This is a genomic window from Niallia sp. FSL W8-1348, from assembly GCF_038006745.1.
Taxonomy (GTDB): domain Bacteria; phylum Bacillota; class Bacilli; order Bacillales; family Cytobacillaceae; genus Niallia; species Niallia alba.
Genome location: NZ_JBBOVV010000001.1, coordinates 164,713 through 188,327, shown reverse-complemented (window position 1 = coordinate 188,327; position 23,615 = coordinate 164,713). Strand labels below are relative to the sequence as shown.

Annotated in this window: 27 protein-coding genes and 6 pseudogenes; 22 read left to right on the top strand and 11 right to left on the bottom strand. The window is 33.8% G+C overall.

Annotated features, from left to right (window positions below):
• Positions 1-83 precede the first annotated feature (83 nt).
• The 3 genes from NST60_RS01090 to NST60_RS01080 all read left to right on the top strand — a co-directional run bounded on the left by NST60_RS01090 (position 84) and on the right by NST60_RS01080 (position 1,976).
• Positions 84-1,271: an FtsK/SpoIIIE domain-containing protein gene (locus NST60_RS01090; protein WP_341098004.1), complete on the top strand. Its 1,188-nt coding sequence runs from the start codon at positions 84-86 to the stop codon at positions 1,269-1,271.
• Positions 1,264-1,449, top strand: a complete 186-nt coding sequence (locus NST60_RS01085) for a hypothetical protein (RefSeq protein WP_224428106.1) — start codon at positions 1,264-1,266, stop codon at positions 1,447-1,449. The genes NST60_RS01090 and NST60_RS01085 overlap by 8 nt, the downstream gene beginning before the upstream one ends.
• A gap of 128 nt (positions 1,450-1,577) precedes the next feature.
• Positions 1,578-1,976: a hypothetical protein gene (locus tag NST60_RS01080; RefSeq protein WP_224428107.1), complete on the top strand. Its 399-nt coding sequence runs from the start codon at positions 1,578-1,580 to the stop codon at positions 1,974-1,976.
• 238 nt (positions 1,977-2,214) lie between these two features.
• Here the strand turns inward: NST60_RS01080 and NST60_RS26720 are convergent, their stop codons facing one another.
• Positions 2,215-2,643 carry a tyrosine-type recombinase/integrase gene (locus tag NST60_RS26720; RefSeq protein ID WP_445304403.1) on the bottom strand — a complete coding sequence of 143 codons (429 nt, stop codon included), beginning with the start codon at positions 2,641-2,643 and terminating at the stop codon, positions 2,215-2,217.
• Positions 2,644-2,764: 121 nt separating this feature from the next.
• The gene (locus NST60_RS01075) at positions 2,765-3,067 is read right to left on the bottom strand and encodes a hypothetical protein (RefSeq protein ID WP_268870219.1); all 303 of its coding nucleotides are present in this window, start codon (positions 3,065-3,067) and stop codon (positions 2,765-2,767) included.
• 180 nt (positions 3,068-3,247) lie between these two features.
• Here NST60_RS01075 and NST60_RS01070 point away from each other — a divergent pair.
• The 4 genes and pseudogenes from NST60_RS01070 (at position 3,248) to NST60_RS01055 (ending at position 4,716) form a co-directional block, all read left to right on the top strand.
• Positions 3,248-3,442 (top strand): annotated as a pseudogene (locus NST60_RS01070) (BhlA/UviB family holin-like peptide).
• Positions 3,443-3,456: 14 nt separating this feature from the next.
• On the top strand, positions 3,457-3,678 hold the full coding sequence (locus NST60_RS01065) for a hypothetical protein (protein WP_016201220.1): 222 nt from the start codon (positions 3,457-3,459) through the stop codon (positions 3,676-3,678).
• A 75-nt stretch (positions 3,679-3,753) separates the two neighbouring features.
• The gene (locus NST60_RS01060) at positions 3,754-4,113 is read left to right on the top strand and encodes a glycoside hydrolase domain-containing protein (RefSeq protein WP_224428108.1); all 360 of its coding nucleotides are present in this window, start codon (positions 3,754-3,756) and stop codon (positions 4,111-4,113) included.
• Complete coding sequence (locus NST60_RS01055; RefSeq protein WP_016201222.1) at positions 4,114-4,716, top strand: LysM peptidoglycan-binding domain-containing protein; 603 nt, start codon at positions 4,114-4,116, stop codon at positions 4,714-4,716. It abuts the gene before it with no gap.
• A gap of 312 nt (positions 4,717-5,028) precedes the next feature.
• On the opposite strand, the gene NST60_RS26715 is transcribed toward NST60_RS01055, so the two are convergent.
• Together NST60_RS26715 and NST60_RS01045 are read right to left on the bottom strand one after the other, a co-directional pair.
• A complete protein-coding gene (locus tag NST60_RS26715) occupies positions 5,029-5,217 on the bottom strand; it encodes an HNH endonuclease (RefSeq protein WP_224428109.1) in 189 nt (62 codons plus the stop codon).
• Positions 5,214-5,843, bottom strand: a complete 630-nt coding sequence (locus NST60_RS01045; protein ID WP_224428110.1) for a hypothetical protein — start codon at positions 5,841-5,843, stop codon at positions 5,214-5,216. Before NST60_RS01045 ends, NST60_RS26715 begins: the two co-directional genes overlap by 4 nt.
• A gap of 121 nt (positions 5,844-5,964) precedes the next feature.
• On the opposite strand from NST60_RS01045, the gene NST60_RS01040 reads away from it, so the two are divergent.
• Positions 5,965-6,771 (top strand): SMI1/KNR4 family protein, encoded by an 807-nt coding sequence (locus NST60_RS01040; protein WP_101729997.1) that lies wholly within the window; start codon positions 5,965-5,967, stop codon positions 6,769-6,771.
• A gap of 71 nt (positions 6,772-6,842) precedes the next feature.
• On the opposite strand, the gene NST60_RS01035 is transcribed toward NST60_RS01040, so the two are convergent.
• Positions 6,843-7,052 (bottom strand): helix-turn-helix domain-containing protein, encoded by a 210-nt coding sequence (locus NST60_RS01035; RefSeq protein ID WP_224428111.1) that lies wholly within the window; start codon positions 7,050-7,052, stop codon positions 6,843-6,845.
• Positions 7,053-7,212: 160 nt separating this feature from the next.
• On the opposite strand from NST60_RS01035, the gene NST60_RS01030 reads away from it, so the two are divergent.
• The 5 genes from NST60_RS01030 (at position 7,213) to tnpC (ending at position 10,487) form a co-directional block, all read left to right on the top strand.
• A complete protein-coding gene (locus NST60_RS01030) occupies positions 7,213-7,542 on the top strand; it encodes a ParM/StbA family protein (RefSeq protein ID WP_040342588.1) in 330 nt (109 codons plus the stop codon).
• Between the two features lie 20 nt (positions 7,543-7,562).
• Positions 7,563-7,898 (top strand): ParM/StbA family protein, encoded by a 336-nt coding sequence (locus NST60_RS01025; protein ID WP_169188399.1) that lies wholly within the window; start codon positions 7,563-7,565, stop codon positions 7,896-7,898.
• A 250-nt stretch (positions 7,899-8,148) separates the two neighbouring features.
• Entirely contained in the window at positions 8,149-8,475 is a 327-nt protein-coding gene (tnpA, locus tag NST60_RS01020) for an IS66 family insertion sequence element accessory protein TnpA (RefSeq protein WP_341098001.1), read from the top strand.
• The gene (tnpB, locus tag NST60_RS01015) at positions 8,465-8,824 is read left to right on the top strand and encodes an IS66 family insertion sequence element accessory protein TnpB (RefSeq protein ID WP_341098000.1); all 360 of its coding nucleotides are present in this window, start codon (positions 8,465-8,467) and stop codon (positions 8,822-8,824) included. Before tnpA (NST60_RS01020) ends, tnpB begins: the two co-directional genes overlap by 11 nt.
• A 112-nt stretch (positions 8,825-8,936) precedes the next feature.
• Positions 8,937-10,487, top strand: coding sequence for an IS66 family transposase (gene tnpC / locus NST60_RS01010; RefSeq protein ID WP_341099768.1), 1,551 nt, complete (start codon positions 8,937-8,939; stop codon positions 10,485-10,487).
• 48 nt (positions 10,488-10,535) lie between these two features.
• On the opposite strand, the pseudogene NST60_RS01005 reads toward tnpC, so the two are convergent.
• Positions 10,536-10,763, bottom strand: a pseudogene (locus NST60_RS01005) (antibiotic biosynthesis monooxygenase family protein); the annotation flags it as partial.
• A 186-nt stretch (positions 10,764-10,949) separates the two neighbouring features.
• Positions 10,950-11,171 carry a hypothetical protein gene (locus tag NST60_RS01000; protein ID WP_016201227.1) on the bottom strand — a complete coding sequence of 74 codons (222 nt, stop codon included), beginning with the start codon at positions 11,169-11,171 and terminating at the stop codon, positions 10,950-10,952.
• Between the two features lie 596 nt (positions 11,172-11,767).
• Between NST60_RS01000 and NST60_RS00995 the strand changes: the two are divergent.
• The 6 genes and pseudogenes from NST60_RS00995 to tnpA (NST60_RS00965) all read left to right on the top strand — a co-directional run.
• Positions 11,768-11,977 (top strand): annotated as a pseudogene (locus NST60_RS00995) (PBSX family phage terminase large subunit); the annotation flags it as partial.
• 942 nt (positions 11,978-12,919) lie between these two features.
• Complete coding sequence (locus NST60_RS00990) at positions 12,920-13,738, top strand: SMI1/KNR4 family protein (RefSeq protein WP_016201230.1); 819 nt, start codon at positions 12,920-12,922, stop codon at positions 13,736-13,738.
• Positions 13,739-14,001: 263 nt separating this feature from the next.
• Positions 14,002-14,532, top strand: a complete 531-nt coding sequence (locus tag NST60_RS00985) for a hypothetical protein (protein WP_016201231.1) — start codon at positions 14,002-14,004, stop codon at positions 14,530-14,532.
• 37 nt (positions 14,533-14,569) lie between these two features.
• Positions 14,570-14,947 carry a hypothetical protein gene (locus NST60_RS00980; RefSeq protein WP_101729995.1) on the top strand — a complete coding sequence of 126 codons (378 nt, stop codon included), beginning with the start codon at positions 14,570-14,572 and terminating at the stop codon, positions 14,945-14,947.
• A 775-nt stretch (positions 14,948-15,722) separates the two neighbouring features.
• Positions 15,723-16,121, top strand: a pseudogene (locus tag NST60_RS26710) (NUDIX hydrolase).
• 918 nt (positions 16,122-17,039) lie between these two features.
• On the top strand, positions 17,040-17,507 hold the full coding sequence (tnpA, locus tag NST60_RS00965) for an IS200/IS605 family transposase (protein WP_100525941.1): 468 nt from the start codon (positions 17,040-17,042) through the stop codon (positions 17,505-17,507).
• 13 nt (positions 17,508-17,520) lie between these two features.
• Here the strand turns inward: tnpA (NST60_RS00965) and NST60_RS00960 are convergent, their stop codons facing one another.
• On the bottom strand, positions 17,521-18,198 hold the full coding sequence (locus NST60_RS00960; protein WP_341097997.1) for a cupin domain-containing protein: 678 nt from the start codon (positions 18,196-18,198) through the stop codon (positions 17,521-17,523).
• A 112-nt stretch (positions 18,199-18,310) separates the two neighbouring features.
• Here NST60_RS00960 and NST60_RS00955 point away from each other — a divergent pair, with 112 nt between their 5' ends.
• Complete coding sequence (locus NST60_RS00955) at positions 18,311-19,963, top strand: glycoside hydrolase family 13 protein (RefSeq protein WP_254415004.1); 1,653 nt, start codon at positions 18,311-18,313, stop codon at positions 19,961-19,963.
• Between the two features lie 97 nt (positions 19,964-20,060).
• Positions 20,061-20,288, top strand: a pseudogene (locus NST60_RS00950) (GNAT family N-acetyltransferase); the annotation flags it as partial.
• 77 nt (positions 20,289-20,365) lie between these two features.
• Here the strand turns inward: NST60_RS00950 and istB are convergent.
• Positions 20,366-21,130, bottom strand: a pseudogene (gene istB, locus NST60_RS00945) (IS21-like element helper ATPase IstB).
• Complete coding sequence (gene istA / locus NST60_RS00940) at positions 21,127-22,563, bottom strand: IS21 family transposase (RefSeq protein WP_341097994.1); 1,437 nt, start codon at positions 22,561-22,563, stop codon at positions 21,127-21,129. Before istA ends, istB begins: the two are co-directional and overlap by 4 nt.
• Positions 22,564-22,717: 154 nt before the next feature.
• Between istA and tnpA (NST60_RS00935) the strand changes: the two genes are divergently transcribed.
• On the top strand, positions 22,718-23,185 hold the full coding sequence (gene tnpA / locus NST60_RS00935; RefSeq protein WP_341097993.1) for an IS200/IS605 family transposase: 468 nt from the start codon (positions 22,718-22,720) through the stop codon (positions 23,183-23,185).
• A gap of 65 nt (positions 23,186-23,250) precedes the next feature.
• On the opposite strand, the gene NST60_RS26705 is transcribed toward tnpA (NST60_RS00935), so the two are convergent.
• Positions 23,251-23,415 carry a helix-turn-helix domain-containing protein gene (locus NST60_RS26705; protein WP_445304402.1) on the bottom strand — a complete coding sequence of 55 codons (165 nt, stop codon included), beginning with the start codon at positions 23,413-23,415 and terminating at the stop codon, positions 23,251-23,253.
• Positions 23,416-23,615: the final 200 nt, after the last annotated feature.

Sequence of the window (23,615 nt, the reverse complement as noted above, 5' to 3'; positions counted from 1 at the left end):
TATTCCTTCGATTTAGCTTGTATCAGAACATTCTAAACAACAGTAACTATTTACTATGTAAATACCTAAATGGAGGTGGCAAAATGTTTTTCTCAATCGCTTCATCAATTTTGATGGCTGGTGTTGCTGGATACTCTTATCTACAAACATCTTCCTCCCCAATCAATGACACAGAAAAAATTAAGACAATTTTCCGTAATTCTGGTTGGATTGGAGCAAATGGAGAAACCATGCGATTGCATCGGAAAAGTAAATTTAAAAATGGAACAGAATATGTATTTCAATTGCCACTAGGATTTGACCGAAACAAAATAGAATCAAATAAACAAATACTTGAAGACGGACTAAATACACGCCATAAATACCTTCTATTTCAACCTTCTGACCTCCTAACTATCAAACTAGATAAAACAATCCTACGCCAAATTAAAACCATTCTAACCACTAAAAAAATAAGCAAAAAAGAAGTTGTATTTGATTTTGATGGCATGTTGCGAATTAAAGTTTATAACTCTCCAATGCCACCTAAAATCGAATGGAATGAATCAATGTTATTGAAGAATTTTAAAGTTATTGTTGGCTATACAAGAGAAGGCAAACCGATAGTGCATGACTTTGATAAAGCTAAACATCTTATTATTGCTGGAGCTACTGGTTATGGAAAGAGTGTTGCAATGAAACTATTTGTAACTAGTCTTATTCATCAAGAGCCTATTAATACAAAATTAAGTTTAATCGATCTAAAAGGTGGTTCGGCTTTTCACAGATATAAAGATTGCAAACAAGTTGAATACTACGCTCGAGATCCTAAAGAAGCAGAACAGACATTAAAAAAAATACAAGAAAGAATGAATAGCAGTTTTAAAAAAGTTGTAGACAACGGCTATAAAGATGTAAAAGAAGCGGGAATAAAGGAACGTCATTTTGTTTTTATCGATGAAGCAGCAGACTTAGCCGATTACCCACAGGCTATGGAAATAATCACAGATATAGCACGTCGAGGACGATCAGCTGGTTATTATTTAGTGTTTTGCACCCAATACCCAACAATTGAAGTAATCCCATCTCAAACTAAACGGAATATAATTGCGCGTTTATGTTATGTTCTCGACACTTCTATTGCTTCAAATGTTGTATTGGATGAAGCAGGAGCGGAAGATTTACCGGACATACCAGGTAGGGGCATTTATAAAAATTTGAGGTCCACAATTGTTCAAACTCCATTTATGATACGGCTAATGACATCATGTAAGGAGGTTCATCATGATTGATTACTTAGATAAATTTAGCGATTTAATGAAAGAGTTTGGAGGATGGCTATTTACACAAATCTATGGAGATCCAACTGGTGCAATTGCTGTGTGTATCTTTATATTAGCTTTATTTACTTTTAAGCCGACTAGAATGTATGCAATCGGATCAATTTTGCTATATTTAATAATTCTGTGAGGTGGTTACAGTGACCAAAAAGAAGAAAAAGAAAAGGAAGTTATTTAATAGTAGAAACATGAAAAAGACAGCTAAATTAGGGTTTGATTTATATCGCATTTATAAAAAAGTGAAATGAGGGGATGAACATGTATACTGAGACGATTAATTTTAACACCTTTATGTCTGGAAAGTATAAAGAAGAAAAGAAAACGATAAAGGAACAGAAGATTAAAAGTTTTATTAAATGGGGCACTGTGGTACCAGTTGTTGGTCAATTAGCAACTAAATCAGCTTTTGCACAAGAAGCAGTACCAGCTGCAGCGATGGATACAATCGCACATGCATTTGATCCACTAATTGATTTGATGGTTGGTTTATCTCTTCCTATTGCGGGAGTAATGATTACTGGTGGAGCATTGCTTATAATGATTGGCCAAAAAGATTATGGATATAAATTAATGATGAACTGTAGTCTTGGTTATGTGCTTGTAAATTTGTCACCATTATTTTTATCTTTGCTTGCAGATGTAGGGAAAGCAATTTGAAAAAAATGACCACCAAAAAATCATGTGACCACACAATTGACCACCAATGTGCAATCACACGATAAAATAAAATGAAAAATAATTATTCAACAGTTTTAAAAAATCCTACTAAATAAATACATATCGAAAACATATGAAACTTTACGAAAATGCATATTTAAACGCGTGATGTAGCGGGATTTACAGGGGTTATGAGGGGGTGAAAATGTTCGTTGCCCCCAATTTCCCCCCCAATTTTTTATTCCTCATCTTCTTCATCTCCTTCTAGATACTTTTCTAATCGGTTAACACTTTCCAACTCGTGCTTTTTGGTTATATATAAATATACATCAGAGGTCACGTTAAGTGCTGGGTGTCCAAGTCTCTCACTAACAACCTTAATATCATTACCACTCTCGAGCATCATAATAGCATGTGTATGACGTAAGCCGTGTGGACTAATTTTAGGAAGATCTGTTTTATCAATAATGCTTTTGAGTACTTTGTTGATACCATATGGACCTAGTGGTCTTCCACTCCACGTTGTAATGACATAATCCTGATCAATGTATTTCTCCCCGTATCTCTCTTTATTCTGTTTTTGCCAATCTTTATACGCTGATAAATCTTTAATAAGCTTATCACCTATAGGAATTGTTCGGAAGCTAGAAGACGTCTTAGATTTTATGACTTTTTTATCATTTCTAGACTTCGAAATGACAATAAGTTTTTTTCAAAATTAATGTCCTGCCTTTTTAATGCTAATAGTTCACCTTTTCGAAGACCTGTTCTTAATAAGAAGGATACAATCAAGTAGTGATGAGGCTTGCCTTTTTTGCTGTTCTAATAAAAGTACTGACCTCATCCCTAGTTAAATAATTTCTCTTTTCTATTTCATTATCTTTTTGAACTTTCAGATTTAGAAAATTATTATGTTGCAATAACTCAAGTTCAACAGCTTTATTTATGGCAGTACAGAAAATGGAATGGATGGTTTGTACGGTTGTTTTAGCATATTTTTCACTTAATCGGTTTAAATGTTTTTGATACTCAATCCTGGTTAGCTTGTTCAACTTGTAATTCCCAATGCTAGGTATGATTTGGTTAGCTATATAGATATAGTAGCAGAGCCTAGTACAAATAGATTGAATGTTAATATTGCATACACGAATGTTGTTTCAGATGAGAATGTGAAAAATTTTGTTGCAAGTTTTTATCGTTAAATTTAATGGTATTTTTGGATTCTTCCACTAGGAGGAGTCTTTTTTATGTCCTTTTGAGGAGGTGAAACCATTTTGGAATTAGAACTAACTAAATACTTTCTTACTCAGGGGCCATTTGCGTTATTATTCGTATGGCTCCTTATTTATGTTATGAAGAATAACAAGGAGAGGGAAAATCGTTTGTAGGATCTGCTTGATAAGTTTAGTGATAAGTATGATTTAGTCATTACGAAATTGGATGATATCAAGCAAAAATTAAAGTAAGGGAGAGGTTGGAAGTGGGAGAATTAACAGTTGAAGTATTTATTGCATTAGTGGAGTTGTTTAAGAAAAGTTTAGGATTACCAGTTAGGTATGCTCCTTTAGTTTCTGTTCTTTTGGGGGTACCGGTAGGGATTTTATATTTGGATGTGGACCTGAAAACAGGGATTGTATATGGACTAATCATTGGTTTGTCAGCTTGTGGATTATACAGTGGAGCTAAATCTATAACAAAGTAAGGGATGGCTATGACGGCTATCCTTTTTCTTTTATAAATTTCTTTTATAAAAAATTAAATGGAGTGTGAATGGATAATGGTAAAAGGATTTGATTGTGCAACTAAATTAAATAGTATAACAGCAGCTGGTTTGAGAAAAGAGGGCTTTGAATATGTGGCTCGTTATCTCGGGAATAGTTGGAAGTCTTTTGATAAAGCGGAGACAAAGGCAATTCAAGATGCTGGTTTAAAGCTGATTAGTATTTTTCAGAAAAGTAATAATGGAATTCAATTTTTTAGCAAGGAGCAGGGAATTTCTCATGCGAAAGAAGCTGAGGGTTTTGCAAAAGCAGTTGAACAGCCAGAAGGGACAGCTATTTACTTTGCTGTAGATTTCAATGCTCAGTCTAGTCATATGAGCAAAATTTTAAAGTTTGTGGAAGGTATTAAATCATAATTGAAGGATTATAAGGTTGGGATATATGGTTCCTACAATGTAATGCAAGCGGTGAAAGGAAAAGTTGATTACTATTGGAAAACATATGCATGGAGTCGCGGTCATGTTGCTGATTTTATTCACATGCATCAGTTTGAGAATGATGTCAAAGTTGCAGGAGTAGCGATTGACCGAAATGATATTAAAAAAGAACCTGGTCATTGGGGAGATGTGAAAGTTGTTGTTCCAGAAGAAACTAAAGTAGGTAGTGAAATCGTTACAAAACCATCAGCTCCGAGCAAATGTAAGAAGAATTCTGATGGCATATATACGGTTGTAAGTGGTGATACTCTTTCAGAGATTGCGAATGATTTTAACGTGACTGTCAAAGATCTAGCCAGTTGGAACAATATTGAAAATGCAAATTTAATTAAAGCTGGCCAAAAGTTAAAGTTTTCTGTAGATAAAAAAGAAACTGCTGCCAAACCAGCCGCAAGCACAACTAAGAAAGTTACTAAGACATATAAGGTGAAAAGTGGAGATGCATTAAGTAAACTAGCATCTAAATGGGGTACTACAGTTAAACGTCTGCAAGAATTAAACGGCCGAATAAAATTTATGTAGGACAAACATTAAAGTACACACTAAGAAATATCATACAGTTGTAAGTGGAGACAATGTAACTAAGATTGCTAAGAAATATAGTACAACCGTTACAGCAATCAAAAAGTTAAATCCAAGTATTAAAAATATTGATAAAATCTATCCAAAGCAAAAAATCCGCATAAAGTAATGTGGATGGATATAAAATAGTTGTACAGCTTAGGCTCCACACAAAAGCCCTTCTCTTAGGTGAGAGGGGCTTATCCTTTAATTGGGTAAATATTCCGAATTTTATAAAATATAAAGGCGGATATTTTCTATCTTATTATTTGTTTACCAGCTACCCCAAATAGATTTGCCGCCGGTATGGCCAGTTTTATCATGTAAATTTTTATGAACTAATTGGAAATTTCCTGATTTCTCATGGTGATGTAATCTAAAGTCATCAGGGAATTTTCCATTTTTTATTTGATTAATCTGCTTTTGATTAAATAATTTAGAATAATTGAAATCAGAAGTCACAGCTTTTTTACATCACCTTTTATTTGATTCCAAACCGTTGATTTAGACGACTTCCAATATTTAGATGAAACTGTAAAAGATTTACCAGGGAATACGGGGAAAGAATTTTTATTATAGAAAGTTTTAGTCACTGGGTGATATTTATTAGCCATATGACCATTTTTAACCGTTTCATATACCTTCTTACCATTTCCTTTAAAAACTTGAACTTCTACTGTTTTAGTTTTACCATTTGTTTTTATTCTTGTAGTAGGATAGATATTTATAGCTCCACCATAGGGAGGATTATTATTTTTTTCAGCTTCTTCTATTGCAGGCGCTTTATCAGGTGATTCTGAATCAGAATCAAAATCGATAATTGGTTCATCATCAAAATCATCAATATTTTCAGGTTCATCTTCTAAGGTTTCAACTGGTACTGTTTCTAGTTCGTCTATATTGATATCTTCATAAGTCTTTAAATCTGGCTCAAGGTATTCATATTGTTCTTCTGTAACAGGATCGCTTGGATCTTTTGGGTATATATTTATATTTGGTGCAGCGTTAATATTTGCTTCGCTTAATGTACTAAAAATTAATAGAATTGGTAATAATACTGTTGCTATTTTTAAAATATATTTTTTCACAACTCTTCTCCTTTTTAATAAATTGGTATATTATTGTAACAAGTCAGAATATTTACCTAAATTACATAATATATTATTTTTTTACAAAAATAAACATTTATATGAAAGGAATGTTAAAATTATGAATATTTGGAAATCTGAAGAGAGTAGTTATACTCTAAATAATTTAACAAGTGAAGATATAGATAAAGCAGAAAAGCATTTTCGTGTAAAATTGCCAAAGGCATATATTGATACTTTAAGGGAAAAGAACGGAGGGAATCTATTATATAACGCATTACCAATATCTCTAAATCGTTGGGAAGGTGATAATTATTTATTAATTGAGCACCTATTAGGGATAAAAGAAAATGAGGGTATCATGATGACAGATTATTATGTGAAAGAATGGCAGATAAAACGAAAAAATATTATTTTGTTAAGTGGTGATGGCCATGAATGGCTTGCATTAGATTACAATCATTCAGTGAATCCTAAAGTTATCTATATCGATACAGAGGAAGACAAGATTATAGAATTATATTCATCGTTTGATGAAATGGTAGATAATCTTTTTATTCAAGAAGAAAATGAAAATGATCAAGTTGGCGAAGGTGCAATTATAATTACACTTGAAGAAGCAAGAAAATTAGTAAGAAGTAATGATATTTCTGAAATTAAAAATGGACTTGATGCATTCGAACATTATATATATGAGGACAACATTTTAGCCGAACACCAAGATGATATCATTAGATTGTTAAAACATGATGAGGAGGATGTGGTCGAATACGCTGCACAAAAGGCTTGGAGTGCCATTACAATGGGCTATAATGTGAAAAGAGAATTTATAAATTATGTCATTTCAGATTTTGAAAAAAGACAAGATCAAATATTTAAAACGTTTCTCTATCTTATATCTGAGTATTTAAATGATAATGAAAGATAAAGAAATAGTAAGAATATAAATTTGGTTAATGTAGTTTAAAAGAAGCCCTTCTCAAATGAGTTGGGCTGTTTTTATTTCAAATAATCATCCTCCTCAAATTCGTAAAAGTCATCCACTTTACAATTCAATATTTTCCCCAACAAAAATAATTTAGGCGTTCTTAAGAAAGATCTACCAGCTAGGACATTCGATAGTTGAGTAGATGAAATGTCCAACTTCTTCGCAATAAAGCCTTTCCGTAATCCACTTTCTTCAATGTACTTATCAATATGTACTTTCATCTATAAACACCTCAGTATCAATATTCTGTACAATCTTGTAAAATCCTTTTTAATTTTTATTTAGATATTTTTTAACTTTTATTTTGATAGACAGGCATTAATAGAGATAACTGCCATATAGTATATTAACTACTTAATATTTTGCAAGAAGGTGAGACTCATGGAAATAGTAGGCATTGATCCTGGAAATGAGGAGGTTAAATATGCAAGTAGATTTGGAATAGTTAAGTTTAAAAGTGCTATTGGAGAATACCGTAATAGGCACATAGAAAGTAGTCACGGAAAGGATGATATGATATTCGAATTTAACGGTAGAAAAGGTTTTGCAGGTACTCTGGCGCTTGCTGAATCGGAGTTTGGCGGCTCACTTATGGTAGATAGCAAAGCCCATGAGGATACAAAAATAAGAGTCTTATTAGCATTACATCATCTACCTGGAACAACATATCAGATTGTTGTTGGTCAGCCAATTAAAAAGCATATTCCATAGAAAAAGAACGGATCAAGAACATGTTACTAGGCTCTCACGATCTAACTTTAAACGGAGTGAAAAAGACAATCAAAATAAATCGTGTAGAAGTAGCAGCAGAAGGAGGAGCGGCGTTTTGGAGTAATCCACAAACAGTACTAGTGAGAATAATAGATGCAGGAAGTGCGACAATAAATTGTGCTAGTCTTGTGGACGGAAAGTATATCGATAAAGATTCTTTTACCATTAATTTCGGATGCAATACAACTAAGTCCAATGATTTGTATGCTATGGTTCGCGGGATAGTTGCTCAAACATCTAAAAAATGGAGTCCTAGCGATACGGTGTTAGTAATGGGAGGAGCTGCAGAAAGATAACTAATGTGTAATAAAAAGAGCTTCGATTGCACGAAGCCACAGATCAATTTTTATATGCTAAAAGAATAATCTCTTTCCACTTTACTAATGCGAGTTATGTATTTGGAATACCAATCACTTTTACCTTTTTCTTGAGCTTTTTGGTGAGGCATGTTTTCTTTCCGTAAGCGTCAAACTCTTCCCACATGTTTATATATAATAATCTTTGAGATAATCTTTTCAAATACTATAAATTTGAGGAGGTTTTTTCATGACTAAAAGCCGCAATCTAGCATTACGGAAAGAATGGGAAGAGAGAATTGCCGCCCACAAAGCAAGTGGTCAATCCCAGGCTAAATGGTGTGAGGCTAATGGTGTAAGTTATCATCAATTTGGATATTGGAAAAAAAGAATTAAAGATCAACATAAGGAGAAAGAGAATAATTCGTGGGTTTCAGTAATCATAGAAGAAACTAAACCAACACAATGCAGTTCTTTAATGATCAAGGTCGGCACTGTTTCTATCGAAGTAAATCCTGGCTTTGATCCTACACTTCTTACAAATGTCATAAAGGTATTGAAAGAGAATGTTGAATGAAGTTACTGTTGATCGCGTTTATCTCGCACGTGGAGTCACGGATATGAGAAAATCGATTGATGGATTAGCTGTACTTGTTCAAGAAGCCTTTGATCTAGATCCTTTTTCTCCTAATCTATTTGTATTTTGTAATAGAAAGCGAGATAAAATGAAAATTTTATATTGGGATAAAAATGGATTTTGGCTCTATTACCGTCGACTTGAAAAGGGACAATTCCAATGGCCATCAGATGACAATGGTTCTACTCCTTTAATAATAACTAGGCGACAACTAAATTGGTTACTAGATGGGTTATCCTTGGAACAAAAACATGCCCATCCTGTCGTAACTGCAAGAACCGTTATTTAAATAATGAAAAATCGAAAATTTGTCTATCTTGTTGTATAATAAATTCATGAAAAAGACAGCGAAATTATCTACCAAAACTCCTACAACTGAAGAACTTCTAAAACGCTTAGAAATGCTGGAAAAGCAAAATGCAGAATTAGAGGCGAAGCTCAAAGAAAAAAACGAATTAGAAGCCAAATTAAAATGGCTTGAAGAACAGCTTCGTCTTCTGCAACATAAAAGATTCGGCGTATCAAGCGAAAAAACTCTCCCTGGTCAATTGGAACTTTTTAATGAGATCGAAAAGGAATCAAATTCTGAGTTACCAGAACCTGTTTTAGAATCTATTTCCTTTCAGCGTCGTCGTAAAAAACGTGGTCAACGTGAAGCGATGTTAGAAAACCTGCCTGTGGAAACGATTGAATATCGTTTGCCAACTGAGGAACAGGTCTGTTCGTGTTGCGGTGGAGCATTACATGAAATGAGTACAGACATTCGACAAGAGCTAGTTTATATTCCTGCGGAATTGAAAGTGAAAAAACATGTTAAGTATGTTTATTCTTGTCGCCATTGTGAGCATGAGGAGATTCATACACCTATTAAAACAGCACCTACGCCCAAACCGGCTATACCGGGAAGCCTAGCATCTCCTTCTATCTTGGCACATATTATGACTCAAAAATATGTAGATGGTCTTCCTTTATATCGTCAAGAACAACAATTTAATAGGATGGGTATTAATCTGTCTCGTCAAACTTTTGCCAACTGGATGATTATTGGTACGGATCGGTGGTTAAGTGTACTATATAATCGGATGCATTCCCTTTTATTAAAGCTGGATTTATTGATGGCTGATGAAACTACTCTCCAAGTTCTACACGAACCTGGCAGACCAGCCACATCTAAATCTTATTTATGGTTATATCGCACAGGAAAAGAAGGACCACCCATTATTCTTTATGATTACCAGGAAACAAGGGCAGGAGAAAATCCGAAGAACTTCCTGAATGGTTTTAAAGGATACTTACAAGTTGATGGTTATGCCGGGTACCATAAGGTACCCGATGTAACACTGGTAGGCTGTTGGGGTCATGCCCGTAGAATGTACACGGATGCACTAAAATCCATGCCAGCAAATAGCACAAAACCAGTTACAGCAACAGAAGGTCTAAATTTCTGTAATCAACTTTTTGCGATTGAACGTAAATTAAAAGAACTTGATCCAAAAGATCGTTATGATGAACGTCTTAAGCAAAGTAAACCAGTACTAGACGCTTATTTGTCATGGCTTAAAATACAAGAACAAAAAGTTTTACCAAAGAGTGCACTTGGAAAAGCTATTGCATACAGTCTAAATCAATGGGATAAGTTAGTGGCCTATTTAGAGGATGGACGTTTGGAGATAGATAATAATCGAAGCGAACGCTCCATTAAACCAGTAATTATTGGAAGGAAAAATTGGTTATTCGCAAATACACCGCAGGGTGCACGAGCAAGTGCCATTATATACAGCATTGTGGAGACAGCCAAAGCAAATGGATTAAATCCATTTTACTACCTTCGCTATCTGTTTGAGCAGCTTCCCAATATTGATTTGACAGATGATAAAGCCTTAGATCAATTGCTTCCTTGGTCATCATCAACTCCTGTAAATTGTATAGTCTTTAATAAGTTATCTAAATAATACTATAGGCTCCCATCTTGATAAAGGTGGGAGTTATTTGACGCTTACTTCTTTCCAAGATTTTATAGATTCTAGATTTTCCCAATATGAAACAGTAATGCCGACGCCATCTTGATCTCTAGAACTTTCTACACCTAAGAAGCCTGGTTGTTTAGAAGCAAGTTCAACCATTAAATTAGCAACTTGACCATAACCTTTATCATCTTCTTCTGTTCTTTTAGAAGTGAAAATCACAGCGTAATAGGGTGGTTTTGGTGTGTTTGCAAATGACATAATATCGCCCCCGAATTTTTTATATTAAGAATACTAACATCAATAATTAAATTTAGTAAATGTTTATTTTGTTGTGCAGCTTGAAACTATTGTTCGGTATTTGCTACCGACATTTGTGTCGGAACCAAGAATTGGATTAATATCTTAATATTGCTCTCCTTCCTTTGGGAGGAAGAGCAATATAAGATATTAAAACACTCTTCTAATACTGAACGGAACATTAGGTCCTAAATAGGGAGAAGAAATCTGTGTTCCTGGTGGTCTTGGAGCAATTTGGTAATATTGATTTCCAATCATATAATGATAGGGTGAATATCCTAACAATTGTTGGTTCCATGCTCCATAAGTGGGATTCGGAAAGTTTTGGTATATAGCACCACCATTAAGACCGGTAATTATTGTTCGTTGCATTAACCTATACCTCCATTAATTTTTTGTTTTATTTTATGTTGAATAAATTAAAGAGATGGTTGTCTAGTGATAATTGGGTTATTGCTAAATTGATAACTTATGTGGGATAAGAACATGAAGGGTTATGTAATAGTGGGGATTTTTGGAGCAGTGTTCGGTTTATTCTTATGCGTATTTCTATCTATGATAACACACTTAGCAATTAATATTTAACGATTCAATAACTATTGTGAGGAAGGTTTACTGTGAACTGGGTTGGAGCTAGAAAATCAATGTTAGAAGGTAAAAAAAGGTCTTATTCTTAAATAGAAATCAATTAGTTTCAGTTACACAAGATACTTCATTCAAAGACTTTACATGGGAATATTTAGGGTATATCAGGCTTGCATGCAACGATTTTATTTCTGGGAAAGGCGATAGTGTTATAGGTTTATAAAGTTTTGTTGGTTTAATGAATGCATTTGAAGTAGACGGTACTCTTATAAAATGAATGATTACTTTTTCTCCTAAATAAAAACAAATAATTACTGCTTCTTATGATGTCACATTAGAAGTGACCCGTTCAAGTAAAACAACAGTTGGTGTCTGATTATCTGATTAGGTCAAGAGACCAAAACCACTTAGTTGTTGCTTATAACCAGGAGCAAGCATATCGTTTAATAATGGAATGTGATGGTTTTGGCCTAATTTACATATTTGGTAATTTAGCTGAATCGGAACATGATGAAAAAGGAGAGCATCTCCTAATCTATACACCGAACGGACAAAAAAGAGTCTATTACAAAGGTAGAGGAAAAGCAGACAGTAAGTAAGAAAGGCATTACTGGTAGTTAATGAACTTTGGAAGGATACCTCCAACAAGTCTTGTACAAAGTTTGAAAAATCATCGGATATAGCTTCTTTGATTACTGCCAGTTTCGCTGCTAATTGTCATAATAAGATCCAATGCGCTTTGCCAATCTTTTAATAAAATGGAGTCAGAATTATGTATTACTATAATTTGTCGTTAGTTTCTATCTTCAACTTAGACACTCTATTCTAATGGAATAATTTGCATTTCTATAATAAACAGAAACAATCTATTTTAAAGAAAAAAGATGTCGCAGTTCGAACCTTTGGTTGAATAGCATTGTTCAATTAATTGCTGAATACCAAATCCAACAAAAGTAAAAGTAAGTAAAATACTAATTAATATTATATATAAAAGTTTATCCTTCACAGTACGTAACCTCCTATATAATAAAAGCCTAACATTCTTGGAGGTTACAGTAAATGGTGATTTATGTCTAAATTTGTAACTTATAAACGGAAAGAAAGGGTGAAAAGAGAAGCTCTTTAAGACTCCTTCCTTTTTCGTTTTTTATATTTTATGATGTCGTCTATGGAAACCCACAATATAAAAAGGCTTAGAAAGATCAAATGTAATCGATCATTAAAGAAACCATTAACTAAAACAATCATATGAATAATAAAATAAAAAACTAGCTTAGAAATTAAGTTTGCTAAATCAGATTTAAACATAATTATCATCGCCTTTAGGATCATTTACTAGTTATACGGTTGGTAATTGAAAAAGTTGCAATTTTTGTGAAGAAAGGAAGGTTAAAAGGAAAATTTATACAACTATTTAAATATTTAATAGTTGTATAGTCTTGTTATTAATTGAGATTTTTTGTTATTAAACCTACTTGTATAATATAATAAAAAATGGAAATAATAACGTTTTTTGGAGAAAGGGGAATTTAGGTATGGATATCTGGAAAGAAGACGAGAGTAGTTATACTTTAAGTCGTTTAACGAACGAAGATATTAATCTAGCAGAAAAGCATTTTAATGTGAAGCTTCCTAAAGCATATATAAATCTTTTAAAGCAAAAAAACGGTGGAGAATTACATTATAATGCATTACCAATATCCCTGGATCGATGGGAAAATGATAACCATATTATAATAGACCACTTATTAGGAATAAAAGAAAATAACGGAATTATGGAAACGGATTATTATGTGAAAGAATGGGAAATCAAAAGGAGAAATATCATTTTATTAAGTGGGGATGGGCATGAATGGCTTGCGTTAGATTACGATAAAACAGAAGAGCCTAAAGTGATATTCATACAAACAGATAATGAGAGGATAATAGAAATATATTCTTCATTTGATAAGATGCTAGAAAATCTCTATCTTCACGAAGAAATAGAGGAAGAAATGCAAGAAGATGATGAGGGAGAAGAAGTGATATCCTATACCTTGGAAGAAGCGAGAAAGTTAGTATTAAGTCAAGAAAAAATAGATGTTCTAACAGGGATAGAGGCATTCAATAACATGCTTTATGATGAAGAAATCTTAGCAGAACAACTTGATAATATCTTAAGATTATTAAAACATTCTGATCAAGAGATAGTTGATGAAGCTGGAATAGCAGCATGGAAGATGATAATTTCTAGTTATGACATTAATAAAGAATATCTAGACAAACTTATAAGCGAATTTGAAAAAAGTGATAATCAATTGTTTAAAACATTTTTAGAACTAATGGGTGATTACATAAAAGAAAATGGGAAGTAAGTTTTCCACAACGTATTAATTTTTTATATAAGAGCGTAATTCATATAAGATAGGCTTCTTTTTTGCCGATAATTGTTTTGTTTTTAGTATTTTACAATAACACTTGTTCAAGAAATTTTCCAATATATAATCTTTCATTCATTAGAAATACCCATCTTACAAAAAATCCATATAGTGTAAAAATTGTATAATAACATCACTTATTGAATCTCTTCTCTATTCTAAACCGTATATTAAAGAAAACTGTCTGGAGCTGTTATTATATGAAAAAGATATTTTTTTCTTTATTAATGTTGTTCGTATTGGTAGGGTGTTTGGATGAAGGGAAAGAGTATGATGGGAAAAAATCAACAGATACTGGATCACTTGAAGAACAAATCATGAATGTAATGGCAGAAAACAAATTAAAGAATCAAGAAATAATTGATTATGACCTAAAAGATGATTTCATTTATGTTATTTTTAAAAATAAACATGAAAGTGGCAACACGCATAATCCTGACTTAGTAATTTTAGAGAATAAAGAAGGAAAGTTAAAATGGGTAGCGGGTCCAGAGGATCGTATGGGTTCTAGTGATACATCTATGATATTTGAAAGAGAGGATATTTCTGTTACCATTACCTTGCCATTTAGAGATAAAACTATTAAAGAAGTAAAAGTGCTGGGAGAATCAGCAAAGGCAGTAACCTATATAGAACATTTTACAGCTAATTTTTCAAGAGAATATAAATATTGGATTACCTACACAAAGGAAAAACCTACGTATGAGGATATTGAAGTGATTACGGAATAGGGAATGATGAACAATATTTATGTAAGAGAGGTGGCAAATGAAAAAAATTTTAATAGGAATTCTGCTTGTTATTTTATATTGTTTTCCTTTTGTTTATTTTTCCATGTATCAGGATTTTGCAAATGGTTCCATGCGTGGCTATGTAGTAATGATTGTGGTGACTGTGTTTCTTGCTTACTTCGGGAAAGCATACAGCCATACACTTTTTCTTATAATTGGTAATCTATTATCTGTCATCATTTCTTTTTATTTTATCAGCGAGATGGCAGGGAACGAAAGATGGGAGGGCTATTTTAAGCCAATATCTCCATATCAATTATTAATTTTGGTTAGTCTGTTGAATTTGATTCCGCAGTTCTTCGCTATTAAGGCAACAAAGAATCACAAAAATAAAGAGATAGACTCCTTAGATTGAGCAGAAGATAATAATTGATTTTGATAGGTAAGGGAGATCCCTGTATTGTAGCCTATTTTTCTAGTAAACTATGGCTCTGATCTGGAGCATGAAAAAATAGATGCTTTAGTGAAAGAATTGTTAATGCCGTATAGAAAACTTTGGAATGATAAAGTCAAAAATATCCCCAGCAGTCCTGATGTAAAGTTAATTATTGACACGTTTGATATAAACAAAGATAAGCATATTGAGAACAAATACTATTTGGAAGAATTTTATCTGTTATCAAAACAGTTCGAAATGTTTAAGAAAGCTTCACAAAGTTGAAGGGGCATCATATTAGTTGCAAGCCGAATCACAGAAGCCATTACTATGTTTATATAAATCAGATAGAATATACAGCTCGTTCATTTGTCACAATTGATAATAAGAAAGTAATACTTATAGATGATGAATCGATAGAAACAAAGAATTAAGGAGAAAAGTGTATAATCTCCCAGAGAAGTATCAGACGATGGAAATATTGCCTGATGAGATAAGTAATTATGAAGAAGGAGAGAAAATGGTTGGAAATTGGATAACTACGATTATACAAGATTCAGAAAACGGTGGATAGGTCTCTGATGGTAATGGTACGTGATTAAACTTTATTAGATTCACCCTCACCTAATGTTAATAAAGTATAGAAGCTTTATTGTACAAGTAAATGGAAGAAGAATGAAAAAAGTTTATAAATCTAGAGGTGGAAATTTTGAATATAATCTCGTTTGGCGAAATAGAAGAAGGCAAAGAATAGATAAAGAGGTCTGCGGCTTATTGTATAATATTTAATAATCAGAAAGATAAAATTGCCATCATGCAAACTAGTGATGGCAAATACTTTCTCCCTGGTGGAGGAATAGAAAACAAGGAGACACACCAAGAGTGTTAAATAAGAGAAGCCTTGGAAGAAATGGGAATGGAAATAGAAATAGGTCCATTCATAGGGAATGCTCGAAGATATTTTTATTCTACAAATGAATATAAATATTATCTTAGTGAAGGATATTTCTATTTATGCAATATGGTAAAACAAATAGGTGAACCAACAGAAGAAGGTCATTTTCTTAAATGGATGGAACCAATTCAAGCAGTAGAAAGTTTATTTCATGATCATCAAAGCTGGGCAATTAATGAAGTATTAGAAATACTTTAAAAATCCATTAACGGGAGCTTGAGTGAAACAGGCGTTCATAAGCAGAATGAACGCCGATATTCTGTGGAGTAAGAGGAAAAGTGGTTTTCATAAGTAAAATGAACGCCAATATTCTGTGGAGTAAGAGGAAAAGTGGTTTTCATCAGATGAATGAACACCACTATTTCGTAGAGTAAGAGGAAAAGTGGTTTTCATCAATAGAATGAACGCCACTATTTCGTAGAGTAAGAGGGAAAGTGGTTTTCATCAGATGAATGAACGCCACTATTTCGTAGAGTAAGAGGAAAAGTGGTTTTCATAAGTAAAATGAACGCCAATATTCTGTGGAGTAAGAGGAAAAGTGGGTTTTCATCAGATGAATGAACACCACTATTTCGTAGAGTAAGAGGAAAAGTGGGTTTTCATCAGATGAATGAACACCACTATTTCGTAGAGTAAGAGGAAAAGTGGTTTTCATCAGATGAATGAACGCCACTATTTCGTAGAGTAAGAGGGAAAGTGGTTTTCATCAGATGAATGAACGTCACTATTTTGTAGAGTAAGAGGAAAAGTGGTTTTCACCAGATGAATGAACGCCACTATCTCATGGAGTAAGAAGAAAGTGGTAGTTGGAGTTGAGAGTCTTTATCCTTGTTCTATTGAATAAATATTTACCACTTATTGCTGATGAAATGAATTCTTTACTTAAGCAAAGAACATCAGGTTAGTTTAAGAGTAATCCATTATTGCAATTCTCCATATAAAATTTCTTTCTATATTGGGTTGGGGAGTAACGTTTATTTGATGGTTTCGAAAACCCCTGGCTATGCCGGGGGTTCCGGAGAGCTTATAGCGAGGTAACAAAAAAACCTCCTTTCATGGTAGGATAAAGTTGGTTTCCCGACCACTTTATCTCACGCAAGAAGGAGGTATGCCCTTATGAAGGACATGAACAGTTTAGCACATACAACATGGAATTGTAAGTATCACATAGTCTTTGCCCCAAAATACAGAAGGCAAATTATTTATGGCAAATACAAAAAGAGTATAGGACAAATCATAAGAGAGCTATGTGAAAGAAAAGGTGTCATTATACATGAAGCAAATGCCTGTCCGGATCATATCCATATGTTGGTTAGTATTCCACCAAAATTAAGTGTATCGCAGTTCATGGGTTACCTAAAAGGAAAAAGTAGCCTGATGATATTTGATCGACATGCGAATTTGAAATATCGCTATGGGAATCGTAAATTTTGGTGTCGTGGTTTCTACGTTGATACCGTGGGGAGAAATAAGAAACAAATACAAGAATATATAAGAAATCAGCTGAAAGAAGATTATATGGCTGATCAGCTAACGTTGTTCGAAGAATTCGATCCGTTCACGGGTGAGAAAAATCGGAAGTAAATAAAGAAATTCTTTAGAATTGGTGAGTGAATGTGGTGCAGAAGGGAAACCTTTTCAGTGGGCCTTTAAGGCCGAGGCCGGTAAGAGAGGCTTTTAGCCGCAGAGCAAACCACCAGTTCACACTGGTGGTTTTGATTATGTTTTCTTGCTTCTCTTTAATGTTCGTTTGTAATTTTCCAAAAAGTTGGTTCTCATAAAGCCCTAAAATAATTTCTAGCAATGTGATCTTAATTCTTAAGGCAGCTAAGTCAGATTCAGCATTGTTTAATGCAATGATTGTTTTAAGCTTATCGACTATATATTTCTTTACGTCCTCCTTAATTTCAGCAGTAGATGGAAAACGCAGAAATCCTTTACTGATAGGATTAATAATAGAACTTTGACTTATATCAGGATAGTCAAAATTTAATATTTGCGGATGAAATACTATGGCATGGTGAATGGAGGGGCCTTTTGAGGTAACTTTATGTAAGTCACCAGAATTGATAAAAAGAAACTGCCCCTTTGCAACTTGTAATGTTTCTGCATTTATAGTTATCTCCATTACTCCGTTTTCAACAAAAATAAACTCTAGTTCCTCATGCCAATGGAAGTCTACATGGTATTCTCTTTCTCTAACCTTGCTGTATATGTGCAACGGAAATAATGGAGTACCATGTGTGGACTGTTCTTTTAAAGTTTTCTTATTCATAAATTTTCTCCTAAAGTGAAAATAGTGCTATTTTTTTTATAAAAGTGCAAGAAGTAATAATAGCAATTAATTATACTGAATTAATGAGTCTAATACAAAAAGGGGGATCCAAATGGAAAAATTTCAGCAAAAATGGTGGCATAAAAGTGTAATATACCAAATATATCCTCGTAGCTTTAATGACAGTAACGGTGATGGAATTGGTGATATAAAAGGTATGATACAAAAATTAGATTACTTGAAAAAACTAGGGATTGATGTTATTTGGTTAAGCCCTGTTTATGAATCTCCTAATGTTGATAATGGCTATGATATAAGTGACTATCATTCTATTTTGGCTGAATATGGAACAATGGATGATATGAATAAACTGTTATTGGAGAGTCATGAGCGAGGCATAAAAATTATTATGGATTTAGTTGTAAACCACACTTCAGATCAGCATCCATGGTTCATTGAAGCTAAGAAATCAAAAGATAACCCCTTTAGAGATTATTATATTTGGCGTGATTCGGTAAATGGTCAGGAGCCAAATGAACTTAATTCTAATTTTGGTGGATCAGCTTGGGAATATGATGAAAGTACAGGTCAATATTATTTACACTTTTATAGCAAACAGCAACCTGATTTAAATTGGGAAAATGAAGAGATGAAACAGAGCATTTGGGACATGATGAATTTCTGGATTGATAAAGGTATAAGTGGTTTTCGCATGGATGTCATTGATTTAATAGGGAAGGAACCAGATAACCTTATTAAGGAAAATGGTCCCAAGTTACACGGTTATTTGCAAGAAATGTATCATAATACTTTCGGAAAACACGATTTACTAACTGTTGGGGAAACATGGGGAGCAACAACAGGGAATGCAAAATTATATTCTGATCCTAACCGAAAAGAATTAAATATGGTGTTTCAATTTGAACATATGCAATTAGATAAGGTACCAGGTAAGCAAAGATGGGATTTAAAGAAATTAGAATTAGTCGAGTTAAAACAGGTATTAAGTAAATGGCAATACGCTCTTGATCAAGAAGGGTGGAATAGCCTATTTTGGAACAATCATGACTTACCAAGGATTGTATCTAGATGGGGCAATGATCGTGAATATCGGGTCGAATCAGCGAAGATGTTGGCAACCTTATTACATGGAATGAAGGGTACACCTTATGTTTATCAGGGAGAAGAAATTGGTATGACGAATGCTGCTTTTGACTCAATTGATGACTATATCGACATTGAAACTCAAAATATCTATAAAGAACGGATAAAAGCTGGTTTTAGTGAAGAAGAAATTATGAGATCGTTTTATTTGAAAGCAAGAGACAATGCGAGAACGCCGATGCAATGGTCTGATGAAAAAAATGCAGGTTTTTCTACAGGGAAACCATGGATGAAACTAAATCCCAATTACACTTTTATCAATGTCGAAAATGCTCTCAATGATAAAAATTCTATTTTTTATCACTACCAAAAATTAATCAATATGAGGAAGAATAATACTACTCTTATTTATGGTACTTATCATCTTCTCAATCCTGAGGATGACAGTATTTACGCCTATGAACGTATTTTAGAGAATAAGAAAATTTTAATTGTTTGTAACTTTTACGAGCATGAAAAAGAGTTTTCTTATGAAATGTCTAATAACTCAAAAGCAGAGATATTAATTAGTAATTACAATAACTCAAGTTTAGATCTAAAAAAGATAAAATTGCGGTCTTACGAAGCTATTATGTATGAAGTTAAAGAAGGAAAGGTTTGATATAATGAGTAATAGCATAGATAAGAAGCTTAGTAGAATTTAGATAGTGTGGGAGGATGGGAGAAACATTTTGAAAAACTTTAAGATTGAAGCGAATATGCCAACATTGGAAGAATACAAATATTTGTGTGACTCTGTGGGATGGACTGATTATATGAATTTTGAAGTGGCGGAGACATCCTTAAGTAATTCTATTTACTGCCTCACAATCAAAGATAATGAACAAATTGTAGGGATGGGCAGAATTGTTGGCGATGGGGCTATTTATTTCTATATTCAAGATATAGTAGTTCATCCTGATTATCAGAAAAAGGGTATAGGAAAACCCTCAGTGGGAAATGAAGGAAATCCCCCCGCTGATGGAAGTGTGACCGTCAAGTAAAAAGACACAATTTATGCTCATTAATTTGAAACACTTTCTTGCCCAAATATGGTCGATCTATGTTTCATTCGATAACTATCTTCATTTAAATGAATTATTTCAACCCGATGTAAAATTCTATCTAGTATAGCTGTTGTAATTGCTTGGTCACCTAATAATTCTCCCCACTCTTTGGGGGCTTTATTTGATGTCAAAATGATGGACGATTGATTATATAAGTCATTGATTAAATGAAAAAATATATTAGCTTCCTGCTGATCCATCGCCATAAACATCAAATCATCAATAATAACTAAGTCAGCGTCTCTTATTCTTTTCATTCTTGTCTGTGATTTACGTGTGATTTCCTCCGTTTTCAATACATTGATAAGGTCTCCCATCGTAGTAAAGATCACCTTGTAACCTTGGTTTAACGCTTCGATACCTAACCCGATTGAAATGTGGGTTTTCCCGCAACCTGGTGGCCCCAATAGAATGATATTGTGTAATTGTTCTATCCAGGTTAAATCTTTTAATCTATTTAGCTATTTGTTGCTTAATGACTTCTGTTCTTTTAAATTGAATTCTTCTAATGTCTTCTGGAAAGGAAATGTAGCCCATTTAAATCGTTTCTCTAATTGCTTTTCTTCTCTTCGAGTTTGTTCATATTTTGCTACATCGAAGAGGAACTGAGTAAAGGACGAATCCTTTTGCTCAGCCTCTCTTATTAATGCAGGAAGGTGATTTGCTGTTTCTGTTAAACGTAATGTCTTCATCAAATCTTGTAATTGATTTAGCTGACTCATACAGGTTCACCTTCCAATATGGCAGTGTAGGCATCCACTTCTCTTTTTTGAGCCTCCGTCTCCATAATCCAACCAGAAACTCCTTTTATGTGTGTTACATTCTCAGCGGTATCATGCACCGTATCTCCAACTTGTCGGTGTCGTTTTAAATAGGCAACGACATCGCTAAAATCTGTCGCACCATAAAGGCTCCTTTTTATACATTCATTTAATGCTGCCGATAGAATTTCCCTGTTATTTACTTTTGTCTCTTTTAATATCATTTGGAGCTGATCCCTAATATATCGAGGGTATTTATCTTTTACTGTCTGTAAATAATCATAAGCTATCTCACTGTCATTAAATTGTTGGGCAACGGTATCCATAAATGCATCAATACCTTTTGTTCTATCTCGGCTATGTTTTCTGTCTTTAATTAATAATCCCTTCCCGTCAGGGATAGTATGTTTTGCGATGATTTCTCCTGTTTCATGGCTATAAATGATTAATTCCTTTTCTTCGGTTTTCTTAATGCAGACAGTTTCATATTTGCCAAACGTCCCCAATGGAAGAGAATAACGATTCGATAAATAACGAATAGTATTGTCCTTATGGACGCATCTTGATATACTAGTTTCATAGTTATATTTTACATCTAGATTTTTGGTGACTGGTCGTAAGTGTTGTCTTTCCAGGGAAAACACTTCGACCGGTCTCTTTTTTGTTGTATGATGAACTTTATAGTTGCCGGTTCTATTAAGCCATTCCCATCCTTGTTCATTCCAGGAATCAATGTTATGAAAGACTCGGTGTTTAGCGAAGTTATGTTTAATGAAACCAACTACATTTTCAATTTTTCCTTTACTTTCTGGATCCGACTTACGGCAAACACGAAGGGTTAGATTCCTAGATTCTTTATATTGTTGGAACTCTTGCGTTAGAATTAAATCTCCTCCATTTTCACTTACCACAATTAAACTATCTTGGTCATATACTAATTCTCCTGGTATCCCTCCGTACCACCTAAATGCATTCTCATGTGCTGCAATCACATCTTGGGTAGTAAAAGGCCTATCTAACCACTCCTTATACTTATACCTAGAATTGGATAATACAAAGGCAATAAAGTTAAGTTTAACTTCTTTATTATCACTAGTTTTTTGCTTAGTATGACCAAAGTCAACTTGAATTTGCTCACCCATTGGTGTATCTGGTATAGCTTCATAGATTCGTGGTGAAGTTTCCTTTTTTATTTTATATTCGTCTCGAAGCTCTTTAACATAGGAGCGAACCGTACTTTCACCTACTTTAAAATCTTCATACTTCTCTTTTAACCAGTCTTCTACTTGTGCAGCTGACATATCTGGATGTTCTCTCAGCCAGGATAAAATTAGTTCTTTATAAGGATCTAATTTCTTACTTCTCGACTGAAGAGAGTCTACCCACTCAGACATATCCGAAGGATTCTTTTTGATGGTTTCGAAAACCCCTGGCTATGCCGGGGGTTCCGGAGAGCTTATAGCGAGGTAACAAAAAAACCTCCTTTCATGGTAGGATAAAGTTGGTTTCCCGACCACTTTATCTCACGCAAGAAGGAGGTATGCCCTTATGAAGGTCATGAACAGTTTAGCACATACAACATGGAATTGTAAGTATCACATAGTCTTTGCCCCAAAATACAGAAGGCAAATTATTTATGGCAAATACAAAAAGAGTATAGGACAAATCATAAGAGAGCTATGTGAAAGAAAAGGTGTCATTATACATGAAGCAAATGCCTGTCCGGATCATATCCATATGTTGGTTAGTATTCCACCAAAATTAAGTGTATCGCAGTTCATGGGTTACCTAAAAGGAAAAAGTAGCCTGATGATATTTGATCGACATGCGAATTTGAAATATCGCTATGGGAATCGTAAATTTTGGTGTCGTGGTTTCTACGTTGATACCGTGGGGAGAAATAAGAAACAAATACAAGAATATATAAGAAATCAGCTGAAAGAAGATTATATGGCTGATCAGCTAACGTTGTTCGAAGAATTCGATCCGTTCACGGGTGAGAAAAATCGGAAGTAAATAAAGAAATTCTTTAGAATTGGTGAGTGAATGTGGTGCAGAAGGGAAACCTTTTCAGTGGGCCTTTAAGGCCGAGGCCGGTAAGAGAGGCTTTTAGCCGCAGAGCAAACCACCAGTTCACACTGGTGGTTTTGATTTAGATAACGATGAACGGTTGATCTTGAGATTCCTAGTTTTTCTGCTACCTTTTTCTTGCTAAAACCCTTTTTTATTAGCTGATGTATTTCCATATACATTTCCCACTTATCCACCTTTTGCTACCTCCACTGATGAGTATGTTTTGATATAAACATTTTACAATGGATGGTACTTATATTTGTATATTTGGGTAAATAAGTGTTTCTTTTTATCTAGCAAAAACTGTCTACTCTAGTTTAGCAGTCACAGGAAGCTTCACTTTATGAAATAAGACGATAAAAGTATGCAAAAA

Bases quoted from the DNA above. Each gene is read 5' to 3' on its own strand.
- NST60_RS00990 (WP_016201230.1), top strand. From the start codon at position 12,920: ATGGATATCTGGAAAGAAGACGAGAGTAGTTATACTTTAAGTCGTTTA.
- tnpB (WP_341098000.1), top strand. From the start codon at position 8,465: ATGTTGAATGAAGTTACTGTTGATCGCGTTTATCTCGCACGTGGAGTC.
- NST60_RS01090 (WP_341098004.1), top strand. From the start codon at position 84: ATGTTTTTCTCAATCGCTTCATCAATTTTGATGGCTGGTGTTGCTGGA.
- NST60_RS00960 (WP_341097997.1), bottom strand. From the start codon at position 18,198: ATGAATAAGAAAACTTTAAAAGAACAGTCCACACATGGTACTCCATTA.
- NST60_RS01035 (WP_224428111.1), bottom strand. From the start codon at position 7,052: ATGAAAGTACATATTGATAAGTACATTGAAGAAAGTGGATTACGGAAA.
- NST60_RS01060 (WP_224428108.1), top strand. From the start codon at position 3,754: ATGGTAAAAGGATTTGATTGTGCAACTAAATTAAATAGTATAACAGCA.
- NST60_RS01080 (WP_224428107.1), top strand. From the start codon at position 1,578: ATGTATACTGAGACGATTAATTTTAACACCTTTATGTCTGGAAAGTAT.
- tnpC (WP_341099768.1), top strand. From the start codon at position 8,937: ATGCTGGAAAAGCAAAATGCAGAATTAGAGGCGAAGCTCAAAGAAAAA.
- tnpA (WP_100525941.1), top strand. From the start codon at position 17,040: ATGAAGGACATGAACAGTTTAGCACATACAACATGGAATTGTAAGTAT.
- NST60_RS00980 (WP_101729995.1), top strand. From the start codon at position 14,570: ATGAAAAAAATTTTAATAGGAATTCTGCTTGTTATTTTATATTGTTTT.
- NST60_RS01030 (WP_040342588.1), top strand. From the start codon at position 7,213: ATGGAAATAGTAGGCATTGATCCTGGAAATGAGGAGGTTAAATATGCA.
- NST60_RS26705 (WP_445304402.1), bottom strand. From the start codon at position 23,415: ATGGAAATACATCAGCTAATAAAAAAGGGTTTTAGCAAGAAAAAGGTA.
- NST60_RS00985 (WP_016201231.1), top strand. From the start codon at position 14,002: ATGAAAAAGATATTTTTTTCTTTATTAATGTTGTTCGTATTGGTAGGG.
- NST60_RS01000 (WP_016201227.1), bottom strand. From the start codon at position 11,171: ATGCAACGAACAATAATTACCGGTCTTAATGGTGGTGCTATATACCAA.
- tnpA (WP_341097993.1), top strand. From the start codon at position 22,718: ATGAAGGTCATGAACAGTTTAGCACATACAACATGGAATTGTAAGTAT.
- NST60_RS01040 (WP_101729997.1), top strand. From the start codon at position 5,965: ATGAATATTTGGAAATCTGAAGAGAGTAGTTATACTCTAAATAATTTA.
- tnpA (WP_341098001.1), top strand. From the start codon at position 8,149: ATGACTAAAAGCCGCAATCTAGCATTACGGAAAGAATGGGAAGAGAGA.
- NST60_RS01085 (WP_224428106.1), top strand. From the start codon at position 1,264: ATGATTGATTACTTAGATAAATTTAGCGATTTAATGAAAGAGTTTGGA.
- NST60_RS01025 (WP_169188399.1), top strand. From the start codon at position 7,563: ATGTTACTAGGCTCTCACGATCTAACTTTAAACGGAGTGAAAAAGACA.
- NST60_RS00955 (WP_254415004.1), top strand. From the start codon at position 18,311: ATGGAAAAATTTCAGCAAAAATGGTGGCATAAAAGTGTAATATACCAA.
- istA (WP_341097994.1), bottom strand. From the start codon at position 22,563: ATGTCTGAGTGGGTAGACTCTCTTCAGTCGAGAAGTAAGAAATTAGAT.